Origin of the sequence: Bacteroides sp. D55t1_190419_B8, assembly GCF_015558905.1 — a bacterium.
Lineage (GTDB): Bacteria > Bacteroidota > Bacteroidia > Bacteroidales > Bacteroidaceae > Bacteroides > Bacteroides vicugnae.
In genome coordinates, this window is sequence record NZ_JADMOU010000026.1 from 1 (window position 1) to 11,706 (window position 11,706).

Annotated in this window: 12 protein-coding genes and 1 pseudogene; all 13 read right to left on the reverse strand. The window is 39.5% G+C overall.

Translation table 11 applies throughout. The features are described from left to right. Positions 1–45: 45 nt before the first annotated feature. Positions 46–1,821: an IS66 family transposase gene (locus I2I13_RS18535; RefSeq protein WP_195650182.1), complete on the reverse strand. Its 1,776-nt coding sequence runs from the start codon at positions 1,819–1,821 to the stop codon at positions 46–48. Between the two features lie 78 nt (positions 1,822–1,899). Next, the gene (gene tnpB / locus I2I13_RS18540; protein WP_008998566.1) at positions 1,900–2,235 is read right to left on the reverse strand and encodes an IS66 family insertion sequence element accessory protein TnpB; all 336 of its coding nucleotides are present in this window, start codon (positions 2,233–2,235) and stop codon (positions 1,900–1,902) included. Beyond that, positions 2,229–2,603 (reverse strand): hypothetical protein, encoded by a 375-nt coding sequence (locus I2I13_RS18545; RefSeq protein WP_195650183.1) that lies wholly within the window; start codon positions 2,601–2,603, stop codon positions 2,229–2,231. The genes tnpB and I2I13_RS18545 overlap by 7 nt, the downstream gene beginning before the upstream one ends. A 74-nt stretch (positions 2,604–2,677) precedes the next feature. Continuing rightward, complete coding sequence (locus I2I13_RS18550) at positions 2,678–3,115, reverse strand: WbuC family cupin fold metalloprotein (RefSeq protein WP_195650184.1); 438 nt, start codon at positions 3,113–3,115, stop codon at positions 2,678–2,680. A 5-nt stretch (positions 3,116–3,120) separates the two neighbouring features. Further along, a complete protein-coding gene (locus I2I13_RS18555; protein ID WP_195650185.1) occupies positions 3,121–4,107 on the reverse strand; it encodes a glycosyltransferase family 4 protein in 987 nt (328 codons plus the stop codon). A gap of 142 nt (positions 4,108–4,249) precedes the next feature. Beyond that, entirely contained in the window at positions 4,250–5,146 is an 897-nt protein-coding gene (locus I2I13_RS18560; RefSeq protein ID WP_195650186.1) for an NAD(P)-dependent oxidoreductase, read from the reverse strand. Continuing rightward, positions 5,146–6,267, reverse strand: coding sequence for a glycosyltransferase family 4 protein (locus tag I2I13_RS18565; protein WP_195650187.1), 1,122 nt, complete (start codon positions 6,265–6,267; stop codon positions 5,146–5,148). Before I2I13_RS18565 ends, I2I13_RS18560 begins: the two co-directional genes overlap by 1 nt. Before the next feature lie 212 nt (positions 6,268–6,479). Further along, positions 6,480–7,313, reverse strand: a complete 834-nt coding sequence (locus I2I13_RS18570) for a glycosyltransferase family 2 protein (RefSeq protein WP_229127499.1) — start codon at positions 7,311–7,313, stop codon at positions 6,480–6,482. A gap of 10 nt (positions 7,314–7,323) precedes the next feature. Beyond that, positions 7,324–8,559, reverse strand: coding sequence for a glycosyltransferase (locus I2I13_RS18575; RefSeq protein ID WP_195650189.1), 1,236 nt, complete (start codon positions 8,557–8,559; stop codon positions 7,324–7,326). A 3-nt stretch (positions 8,560–8,562) separates the two neighbouring features. Then, positions 8,563–9,579, reverse strand: a complete 1,017-nt coding sequence (locus tag I2I13_RS18580; RefSeq protein WP_195650190.1) for a glycosyltransferase family 2 protein — start codon at positions 9,577–9,579, stop codon at positions 8,563–8,565. After that, a complete protein-coding gene (locus tag I2I13_RS18585; RefSeq protein WP_195650191.1) occupies positions 9,579–10,604 on the reverse strand; it encodes a glycosyltransferase in 1,026 nt (341 codons plus the stop codon). Before I2I13_RS18585 ends, I2I13_RS18580 begins: the two co-directional genes overlap by 1 nt. Further along, positions 10,604–10,984, reverse strand: a pseudogene (locus I2I13_RS18590) (GDP-mannose 4,6-dehydratase); the annotation flags it as partial. The pseudogene I2I13_RS18590 and the gene I2I13_RS18585, both read right to left, overlap by 1 nt. Positions 10,985–11,097: 113 nt before the next feature. After that, the gene (gene rfbC, locus I2I13_RS18595; protein WP_195650193.1) at positions 11,098–11,676 is read right to left on the reverse strand and encodes a dTDP-4-dehydrorhamnose 3,5-epimerase; all 579 of its coding nucleotides are present in this window, start codon (positions 11,674–11,676) and stop codon (positions 11,098–11,100) included. Positions 11,677–11,706: the final 30 nt, after the last annotated feature.

Below are 11,706 nucleotides of genomic sequence, written 5' to 3' on the forward strand. Positions count from 1 at the left end.
CTCATAAATAACGTCAAAAAAGATACTGATTTTTAATATTTGTTATTACTCCAGTCCGATTGTCAAGGGTAACAAATGTTCATAATCCCTACGTCCTTTAACAATTTCGCTGAAAAATCTCTTGAAATAATCAAGCACAGACACACCCTGCATCTTACAGGTTGAGATGATGGTATGATATACCGCTGAAACGTGTGCCATCCTGTCACTTCCGAAGAATAACGAGTTCTTTCGCTCACCGGCCAAGGGACGGATAAAACGTTCGGCAATGGAATTGTCGATGGAATAAGAGCCGTCATTCAAGTAGGCGAACAGCTGAGTCCAAAAAGTATTCATATAATTTATTGCCTTCTCCATCAACTCTCCGCGGGGCGGATGACCGTCACTGAGCAAGACGTCAAGCTTACTGCGTAACTTTATGATTACTTCTTTGGTCTTTAAGTTATTCCGGCAAAGCTTTATCTGCTCGGGGGACAACTGCCCTTCTTCATACTCGCGTTCCAGCTTGTAAAGCTCACCGATCAATTCCAATATGAATGCCGCATCCTTATCATTACCCTGATCCAACGCATACTTGAACTTCGCACGGGCATGGGCCATGCAACAAAGATGTTCTATATCGACCATATGATCATCCAAATACAGATAGACATTGTAGCCATCTGACTGAAGAGCTTTCACCTGGCTGTCACCCAAGATATGCTTCAAGGCATCACGTCCTCTGGAACCATCCTCGTAGCAATAGATAACCACTTTTGACAGTTTGTTGACCAGACACCAGATGTATTTCTTCTTATAGCAGCCTTTACGCTTTACCCGGCACCAGGTCTCATCACAGTTCACGATGGAATCCTTTTCCAAACAAGTATTCTTAAGATAAGCAATCAAAACGCAGAAATGGGTAGAGCCTTTCTCCAACCAATTGGTCAGACTCATACGGCTCAAACGCATTGATTCACCTGATAATCTGTACATTTCACGATAAAGAGGGGTATCCAGAACATATTTGTTGAAAGCAAGATAAGCCAGAAAAGAACCGGAAGCGTGCGTTCCAGGAACCACGTCAATGATTTCAGGCTGCCCACTGAAAGGGAAATAGCCTTCATGAATTTTCCCGTCCGAAGTCTTATAGCGGATAACCTCGTAATCATGCTCGACAAGCTTGCTTACCTGTTCATAGGCATATTTACGGAAACGTTTGATGATTTTTGAACCTGCCGGCAGTTGGCGGATATCACTATTATGACAAACCGTATTGTCAGCGCTCATAGTGCGATAAGAAAGTCCTTGACGATAAAGACGGGCTTCTTTTGATTTTGATTCAAAATCCTCTTCCTGCGCATGAGCCTCACCAGATTGTGGCAAGCAGGAGCCGAGGGATTGGGGAGTGCCGTCGAAATCATCCTTGTCACGTGTATGGTCCTCTTCGACCTCACGCTTCTTTTTACGGATTCCCTTTTGGCTCTTACCATCATAAAGGTTTTTATTACGGACTTTAAGACGCTCTTCCAAAACTGTTATTTTAGACAACAGATTGATGTTCATCTGTTTATAATCGTCCAGCTGTTTTTCAGCTGCAATGGCCGATCTCTGCAAAGACAACAGTTCATCAACCTTGGACAACAGTTCATCTATGCGGGCCTCGTCCCGTTGGATGCGTTCAGCGTCACGCTCACGGGAAGCCATCAGCGCGATTATCATTTTTGATTTTTCGTCAGGGGTCATATCTGAATAGGGGTCTTCAAAAGGTTCAGGAGTCTCCTCCCGTTCCTTCAACTTCCGTGCGGAAGAAAGCAGTTTAATTCTTTCCAACTCATTCATATTCAGTACCTTTGCTGCTTCAAAGATACAAAAAAACGATGAAATAAAAGAATAATTTCGATACTTTTTTCTTGTTATTTATTTGATTATCAACTTTTTAATAACAGGAGATTCTAACAAGAGAATGACATCCTGCCAATGGATTGAATAAACACTTTCACCACCATTATAGGTTACCTGCATAAACTTGTAGCCGGGTCTGAAACGTTTCTCAAACATACTGTAAGACCGTCGGTCATAGCTGAACAAACGCACCAAACGTAAATCTTTAGACATCACGATAAATACATCACCATCCTCCGGTTCACGGTTCAACTGTTGATGGATGATGGATAGGACCTTATCATATTTACAGCGCATATCGTGGAAATCACGGACAAAGAAAAAGTGGTTTAGTCCTGTAATATTCAACATAAACCCTCCAGTTTCTCCACTAAGCTTTTCAAACCTGCGTAGCTTAAATTTTTCTGACTGATATGAACACCATTGCTCATACGGATATCCACCAAGATTCGAAGTTCGCTATGCGAAGAAAGCAGAGTATCCGCTTCCGGCTTTCGTTCCGGGATTGGGGAAGGACTTCCCTTCATTTCGGCCTCCGTTGAGGGAGCACCCAGAACCTGAACAGGAATTATCTTCTTGCGGGTATCCGTGTACCATTTGGCAAATAGGTTATAAGGAACTTGGTTGGACATACAAAATTTCTCAATAGAAACACCAGCAGGGATACCTTCCAATTTATAGCGCAAAAATAGACGCTCAAAATCATTGTAACTATACATAAACTTGGATTTTGATTTAACGAAAGCAAAGGTCTAGCTTTTTTATCGGTTATACTATACGGCATTTTTGGACGCTAACGAGCATAAGCTCCATCTTTAGCCTCAAAGATGACAGATGGTTCAATCACTTCCACAGTATGCCATGCACCCTTTGGTATCTGACAACCATATTTGGTTTCTGTAGGATTGAGATGGATACGCTGTACTTCTCGATACTCCACCTTACGAACTACATCTTGCACATTCATCCCCTTCTGAAAATCATTCGTATCATTCTCATATGAAACTACTTCCTCATAAATTACTTCGTCCAAACTGCCACACAGGCAGATTACTGTTTCGGTAGTATCTTCATGCCGATGAATGGGCACTTTAGTTTCTGGCAGCAATGCGTTTAGCATACGTTGACTGGTATCGGCAGATGAAGTGCGTAGGTCAAAGTTCTGACGCAAACGAGGATTTTCTGTGGCCTGTTCAAATAGCTTGTCTAAAAATTCCTTATTAAATTCCATAATCGTTATTGTTTCAATGATATGAGATATTCTTCATGTAAATGATAGTATTTTCTCATGAACAATATGTAAGCAATAGCCAATACAGCTGATACACCCACCAAATATAACCAATGAGCAAACACCGTATCGGGACAAAGATAGATAAATCCAAGAGAAATCACTAACTGCATAACCGTATACAGCAATGAAACTTTTACATGCCCCACTTTCAACTCATTAGCCATAATCTGATAAGCATGCTTACGATGTGCCTCGCCCAAGTTCTCGTGCAACATAATACGATGTACAATAGTCAGACAGCCATCCACACCATATACTAACAAGAATATCAGCCAAGTAATATCCGTTGTCCTGATCATCACATTACCTAACAAAAACAGTATAATAAAAGCAATACCGATAGAGCCGACATCCCCTGCAAAGCATTTCGCTTTACCCTTCGGACGGAAATTAAAAATACAAAACACCAATGAAGCAAGAATCGTTGATATGATCAAACTCTGTTCTACAAAAACACCATTTATATTCACCAGTGCCAACGGTATCAATACAGCCAAAGAGTAGCCTGCTGTGATACCATTGATTCCATCCATGAAGTTTATCACATTCGTGGCACCGACATAGACGATTAGCGCCAGTAATATTATCCACCACATTGACCAATGCAATATGCCGAGTTGATAGAATGCCATTGCGGCAGCTGCAAACTGGGCTATTAATCTTACAGAGTCCGGCAATGAATGAATATCATCTACAAAGCTAATGCCGGCTACAAGTGTCAAGCCTGCCAAAAACCAGGGATATTGAAATCCAAAGAATGCACTCCAAATCCATATGCCAATTAAGAAAATTATACCTCCACCACGCAATACAATCGTAGAGTGTGATGAGCGTTCGTTGGGTTTGTCGATGATGTTAAACTTATCCGCAATATGGAAATAGAAGAGTTCTGCTATGAGAAGCAGAATAAAAATAATAATATAGTTCATATGAATTAGTTTTGTCTGAATATATCCGGAATGATCTTATCTCTATTTATAACTCATGTGCATATTCAAAAAATCATAGTTTTCAAAAATCTCTATGTAACACACAGTAAATAAGACCTAATAATTCGTTTCTTCTTCCGCTTCAAATTTTATAATTCGTTAATACATCCAACGGTTCCCAACCCAATTCCTTACGTGCTTTCTCATTACTGAAAGTGAGGTTCTTGGTCATCTTTTCTAATTTATAGCTGTTGATAGGAGCTCTTGTCCCTAAAAAATCACCGGCCCAAGCCATACACTTGGCCATCCACATTGGAATACAGATAGGCTTACTCTTGCCTAGTTGCTCTGCTATCGACTTGCTAATCTGACCAAAAGTCGGTTGGAATGTATCACACACATTATAAACGCCTCCTTTCTTAACCAAAGCAGGCATGATACGAGCAATATCTTCTGCCATCAAGATACTCTTCATTACCTTACCTCCGGCAATATTCATGTAAAATCCCTTCTTCACACCATTTACCATAGTACCAAGATTACCCGGAGCATCCTTGCCAGCAAGAAGTGAAGGACGAAGAATTCCGAGAACTACATTATGCATTCCACACCATTTAGTCAGATACTCCTCAGCTAAAATCTTACTTTTAGCATATGGAGTATCCCCTTCCAGCGGATGCTCTTCGGTGATCAACTCACCAGACTCACAGCCATATACAGCCACAGTACTGATAAAAACCAGAGCCTTAGGGGGACCCACCTTCTCAAGTGCATTACATAAATGAACTGTACCGATATAGTTCACATCAAAAAAAGCCTGTTTCTCTGCTTCAGTATTAGGCACGACATGAGCCTTACCACAAGCATGCAATACCACACCATAATGTTGCTCCAGTCGAGGAACCTCCTTTGCCAGATTCGTTTTAATCATATCATCAGGAGTAATACCGCAAGTAGTCACCTCATACATTTTGTCCAATATCGGACGGATATTCTTGCCAAGAAAACCCGTACCACCGGTAAACAATAATTTATCCATTATATAGCTTTCAAGAATTTATCCAAAATTACACTTTCAGAATACTCACTCTCAGCCAGAACTCTTGCCTTTCGGCCCATTTCAATCAAGGTTGTTCTGTCCCATTTTTCAGGCCATCCACAATAGCCAATACCTTCCTCACGAATCAGCAAATCTATCTCACTACCTTTAGGTCCAAAGAATAAAATAGGACGACCTGATGCCAGAATGTTGTAAGTCTTACTTGGAACACCCAAACCGTACATACCCTCCTGAAGAGTTACGAGAGCAATATCACAAGCAGCCAATACCTCATTCTGCTGAGAACGGAAATAAGGACCATGAAAAAAAACATTTTTCCGCTTTCTCTCCTTGAGTTTTTTCTCCATCGCTCCCGTACCATAAAAATGCAACTCCACATCCTCTGGTAACATATCCATCACCTTGTCCAATCCTTGTACACGCCCAATGTTACCGGCATATTCAAGAATTATCTTACCTTCCGGAAATGGCTGTGGTTTGATATTGCCGATATCTGCCCAATTTTCTATAATAGTAACCTTAGGATTTTCCCATTTACCAACCTTCTGCTCTAGCACATTTGCCATATCACGCCCAAGAACAATCAGCTGATCGGCTTTCGTATAAGCCTTATCAAAGATATATTTGAACAGACTGTACATGGGTAGTTTCAAGCCAGCGGGACGAGTATTTTCAGGAAATACATCATGTACAAGGATGTTCAGTTCAAATCCTTTTTTTTTCTTTAGTCTCGCCATTAATGGAATCATAGGAGCCGGATTCGTCACCATCAGCACCTTATCTCCAGTACATACATACTTGCATACCAGAGCTATCATTCTTCGACTCATTAAAATGAAAGAAAGAGCCTTACCCTTGGTGGTATTCTTATCCAAATCAGATCCTAACGCACGATGTACCTCAATGCTCTCGTGAAGTTTAAACTTATTGTTTGCGTCAAGCTTCTTTCGCTTGTCATATATCTCAGGACCACAAATTACTCCCACATTGTACTTCTGTACCATCGCATTGGCAATCTCGCCAAGGATATAGCTCGTGGAAGTTTCATCTGGTGGGAAAAGTTCGGTTACTATCCAAAGCCGTTGAGTTATGTTACCCATTATTTATATCCTTTTAATTTTTTCTATTCACAAACAGGAGTAAGCACCTAATACCATCCACCCTCCTGTAAGCATTCAATTAATGGCATCCCCCTTAGTTTGATCACTTTTAAAGTGCCCAAACTAAGGGTTTTGTTAATTAATACGTTTGAATTCCGACGTAACTATCTATTTTTCCACAACACTCCTGAAAATTCATAGAACTAACAAAATTAATTTTTATTTTTCATTAATTCCTGTTCAGCAATCTTTGCATCAACAACGAAACGGTAGAAGTATGCTTGAAGGAATGCCCAAACATGTCCTGCTTCACCGTCGAGGAAACCCAACTTAATGTAAAACTTGTACCAATAGTACATTTTAGCTCTAAAATATTTTGGGAGTCGATAATATAAGCCATCTCGAAGCTTCTTCGCTTTTTCGGGCTCGCCATCTAATACAGCATTTTCTCGTCCGCTCCTGACAGCAAAATAGTCAGCCACCTCTCGGGTTGCATACCAATTGTGCTTATCAATGAAGGCGTTCAGACTTTTAAAGTCATAATGCTCACAATCTTTTTTCAGGTCAATACAGCGACCTTCGCTCAACACGATGTGCTCGCCCATTGAACGATCCTCAAATCTTCCTTTGCCATACTTGAAGATAGTTATCTTCAGGAAAGGATAAGCACCTCCATGTTTCAGAAACTTGCCCAGGAAGAAAATCTTGAAGCGCATCATCATACCTGATACATCATCATCCTTATGCTTCTCACACTCGGTCAGAATCTCCTGCTTCAACTCTGGAGTTACGCACTCATCAGCATCAAAACGGAACACCCAATTGGTTTTGATATCGGTATTGTCAATAGCCCAATTGAACTGTTTTGCATAATCTACAAAAGGTTCGTGATGATATATCTCTGCGCCCAAATTCTCGGCAAGTTCCACGGTTCTATCCGTGCTGCCGCTATCGACTACTACTATTCTTTCTACCCAACCCTTTACAGAGTTGATACATCTCTCGATGTTTGTCTCCTCATTTTTCGTGAGGATAATTACTGTCATATCTAGCATATTACAAATGTAAGATCTGTTTATATAAGTTTACATAATCATGAAAACGGTCGTACTTATTAAAATACAATACAGCTCTCTTGCGACATGCATTTTTTTGAGCAACCTTTTCTTTATTCGATTGTTTACGAACATCTTGTACATAGAAAGCCAAGGCTTCTACATTACCTTTATCAGTAACCCAACCGGTTTCCTTGTCCAATATTTCAGGGGATCCACCTGTTCTATAAGTAATCACAGGAGTTCCACAAGCCAAGGCCTCCATATTAACTGTTGGAAGAGAATCTTGATATGTAGGATTAATAAACACATCAGCAGCAGAGTAGTATTCCGCAAGTTCTTGTTGATTAGCAGTTCTTTGAAGACCTATTACATTATTCGGTAATCCTTGAAGCTGAGATTCCTCCAAACCTATCAATATAATTCTATAGTTATCGTCCAATATTGAACTGAGTTTCATAAACTCATTAAACCGTCTAAGGCCACCACCTTCGAACCAACCTGTTGCAACTCCAAGAACGATAGTACGATTCCCTATGTTATGACGGTCTCTCACAATACTATTCTCAGATATTTTAAAGATATCTAAATCGATACCATTATGGATTACATGTGTAGGGTATTTCTTGAGATATGATTCTTTCACTACACTCTCAACCCAAGTCGAAACAGGTACTATTGTGAGATTAGGAACAGAGTTAAAAATCTTATTTTTTTGGTTCCAATTACATCTTGAATTATCAAATAGAACAGAACTTGGATAATCTGTCTTCAAAGCACATTTTGAGCAACCCTTTTTCCATTTCATACACCCAATTGCATCAAAATGAGAACAATGACCTGTCATAGACCAGCAATCGTGTAACGTCCATACAACGGGTATGTTTGCTCTACTTAGGTATGTAAATAGCAATGAATAATTAATGTAATATCCATGTATGTTGTGCAAATGAATAATATCAGGATCTAGCTCTTTGATCTTCTTGATTAAATTTCGGGTTGAAAAATATGAACCTAATCCATGCATATCAAAAAGGCGTGTTAATACAGCATGAATCTTGCTGACTAATGGTGAACCTATTCGATAGTATTGGGATTTACAAGGAGACTCAGGATTGCGTGCTGAATACATAATCCAACTATCCCAACCACACGCCAATACCTGTTCACCTATAGCTTGAGCAATGGAGCCTGTAGAACGAGTAATACCTGAATTTATTTGAAGTATTTTTGGCATATTCTATAACTGAGGTCTATGTCCAATGATATGTTTTAATGTTTTGATAATAAATCTACAATTCTTTGCACCCAAAACTATCAAGGCGTAGTAGTATATATAAAAATAGAAAGACTGAGCATAGCCCATTTCTTTTAGTCTTCGCGCATACTCTCTAAACACTTTTATTCCTTTATTCCTCTGGATTTCAAGAACTGGATATGAATACTTAGATTGATTTAGCATTAAAATCTTATTGGAATCGTCATTATGTTCTTTGGCAATATAATCTTGCAGCTTGATATACCAAGCCATAAAATTAATGGAGTTGTCAATCGTTATTGTGCCAGGTGTGTATATCGCCTTCTCACTTTCACTACTTCCAAAAAATGGCGTACCGCCCTCTATAGCCTGGGTGATAATTACACGAGAATATGCAGCAGGATATTTATAGCATGTTTCTGCCAACAAATACATTTGATAAAGAAGAGAACTATCAAATTTTTCGCTTTCAAACTCTAAAGCACAGTCTCTGCGAATTGTAAACCCAGAAACAAATACACTCTTACCAAATAAATCTATATAGGTTTCTTTACAAGGTGGAAAGACCCGATCCTCTGAGTAGTACCTAAAATCCTCATGATCTCCGTTCGCAAAATTATTGCGATATGATCTCAGGATATATCCACAATCAGAATGTTCTTTTGCGAAATCAAAGAACTTATCAAAAGCATCTGGCATAAACAGGTCATCATCACCCATGAACATGATAAAGTGGCCCTTTGCTGCACGAATAAGGTTACGGAGATTCTTGTCATAACCACAATTTTCCTCATTTTCGATATAGTTAACCTCATATTGTGTCTTTGACTTGAAATCAAGAACCTGTTTGCGTATTTCTTCTCGTTTAGGGGATTTATCTTCACAAATTACAATCTCAACCTCATCTACATGAGTTGTGTCAATGCTATTGAGCAAACGACATATTTCTGCAGGCCTGTTATAACTTGGGATGCAGATGGAAAAGAGTTTTTCTTCCATTATTTTAATTCTTTATAAGTTTCTACTATTTGTCGGCAACGATCTATTTCTGAGCCGCCCAATTCTTTCAGTCTCCTGTATCCTTTCTCTGCTATTCGCTTAATCTCCGAAGGATTTTCAAGCAACCACTTACACTTCTTTACAATCTCATCCTCATTTCTAAAATATACTGCACATTCATCTGAAGGGTACATTTCATTCAAATCATCAGTATATTCTGAAAGCATGAGTGTTTGGGTAGCAGGTATCTCAAAACATCTACGAGTATATGTATCGCTATTCAGCTTTGATAGGAAAACAATTGTTATCAGACATTCATTAATAGTGTGATTGTATTCTTTGCCTCTTTTTCCCGGTTTTACACAGGCCTTAATATCTTCGTAAAGGGGTGCATCCTCCCACTCAGAACCATTAAATACCGTAACTGGTATATTGGCATCAACTAAAGCTTTTATATATTTATCACGACCATCATTTTCGAAATGTCCCAGGAAGGCTACAGGTATTGTGTCTTCACAATCCTCACGGAAATTATTCTTCTCAATGTAATATGGAAGTAATACTTTTATATTCTTTGCACCTACAGATTCATAGTCTGCTATGTTTTTTTTGCGATAGACATAATTAACATCCGTAAGTCTTAGAATTCTATGAAAGTTTCTATAAAAGCCCAGATTAGGCGTGCCACTGAAAGGATCATCGTTGTTGTATGTAAACACAAAGAACCCTTTCTTTTTCAACTTCTTAACGGTAGATGGCCAAATGCGATAGCAACGATACAGGAATACAAAATCTGCTTTTAAGGCTTCTGCTTTTTTTATAATATCATTGTTATATGCAGATAGCCTATAACCTATGTGAATGCGATTCTGAACTCTTGTAAGTAACGTATTGATTGTACCGCTACCATAAAGATAATCATCATATTTTACGGTAACCACCTCATGCCCCAAAGCTTTGAAACCAGACTCAAAAGCTGGAGCATACATGGGATGTTCAAAGGAGCCAACTAAGAGTATCTTCATTACTTGTTGCTATACATTGATTCATAATACTTTTCGTACTCCCCTGATGTGATATTATCCATCCAAGCTTCATTCTCCAAGTACCACTTTACTGTTTTCTCAACTCCCTCCTCAAACTGTAAAGATGGCTCCCAGCCAAGTTCCTTCTGCAACTTAGTCGAGTCGATGTCATAACGTGCATCATGACCGAGTCGGTCTGTTACGTATGTAATCAAATCCAGGTCTACACCCTCAGGGCGGCCAAGAAGATGATCTACAATAGCGATAACGGTCTTGATGATATCGATATTCTTCCGCTCATTGAAGCCACCAATATTGTAAGTCTCGGCTATTGTTCCATTGTGAAAGATGGTATCGATAACGCGAGCATGATCCACTACAAGTTGTCCGTTGGCACCTGCTACAAGTATGCTCATATTAATAATTCAATTTGAATTCTTCGATTTTAGGCTGCACCTCAGCAATTAAACGAGTTTATTGCATTTGGTTTGCACTAAAATTCAGAATAAAGGTTCATATCAATAGAGAAAGGCGAATCGAAATCTTTCAAGCACTCATGGAGAGTATCCTTTTCGCTCAACAACGCTTTGTCTGCAGGAATCTTCCAATCTATGCCAAAGCTCTCATCCTTAATCGAGATGCCACCATCTGCCTGAGGTGCATAGAAGTTATCGCACTTGTACTGGAAGATTGCAGTCTCTGAGAGTACAGCAAAGCCATGAGCAAATCCTCTTGGCACAAAGAACTGGCGATGATTGTCTTCTGTGAGTTCTACTGCTACATGCTGACCGTATGTAGGCGAGCCCTTGCGAATATCAACTGCAACATCGAGTACTGTACCCTTCACGCAACGAACGAGCTTGCTCTGAGTGAAGGGAGGTCGCTGGAAGTGCAGCCCTCTCATTACACCATAAGAGGACATACTCTCATTATCCTGTACAAAGTTGATCTTGCGAACCTTCTCTTCAAATTCACGTTGGCTAAAGCTCTCAAAGAAGTATCCGCGAGCATCACCAAATATCTTAGGTTCGATGATGACTACACCATCTATTTCGGTTTTAATTACATCCATTGTATTATATATTTTTGTTATTAGTACTGG

Bases quoted from the DNA above. Each gene is read 5' to 3' on its own strand.
- I2I13_RS18535 (WP_195650182.1), bottom strand. From the start codon at position 1,821: ATGAATGAGTTGGAAAGAATTAAACTGCTTTCTTCCGCACGGAAGTTG.
- tnpB (WP_008998566.1), bottom strand. From the start codon at position 2,235: ATGTTGAATATTACAGGACTAAACCACTTTTTCTTTGTCCGTGATTTC.
- I2I13_RS18545 (WP_195650183.1), bottom strand. From the start codon at position 2,603: ATGTATAGTTACAATGATTTTGAGCGTCTATTTTTGCGCTATAAATTG.
- I2I13_RS18550 (WP_195650184.1), bottom strand. From the start codon at position 3,115: ATGGAATTTAATAAGGAATTTTTAGACAAGCTATTTGAACAGGCCACA.
- I2I13_RS18555 (WP_195650185.1), bottom strand. From the start codon at position 4,107: ATGAACTATATTATTATTTTTATTCTGCTTCTCATAGCAGAACTCTTC.
- I2I13_RS18560 (WP_195650186.1), bottom strand. From the start codon at position 5,146: ATGGATAAATTATTGTTTACCGGTGGTACGGGTTTTCTTGGCAAGAAT.
- I2I13_RS18565 (WP_195650187.1), bottom strand. From the start codon at position 6,267: ATGGGTAACATAACTCAACGGCTTTGGATAGTAACCGAACTTTTCCCA.
- I2I13_RS18570 (WP_229127499.1), bottom strand. From the start codon at position 7,313: ATGACAGTAATTATCCTCACGAAAAATGAGGAGACAAACATCGAGAGA.
- I2I13_RS18575 (WP_195650189.1), bottom strand. From the start codon at position 8,559: ATGCCAAAAATACTTCAAATAAATTCAGGTATTACTCGTTCTACAGGC.
- I2I13_RS18580 (WP_195650190.1), bottom strand. From the start codon at position 9,579: ATGGAAGAAAAACTCTTTTCCATCTGCATCCCAAGTTATAACAGGCCT.
- I2I13_RS18585 (WP_195650191.1), bottom strand. From the start codon at position 10,604: ATGAAGATACTCTTAGTTGGCTCCTTTGAACATCCCATGTATGCTCCA.
- rfbC (WP_195650193.1), bottom strand. From the start codon at position 11,676: ATGGATGTAATTAAAACCGAAATAGATGGTGTAGTCATCATCGAACCT.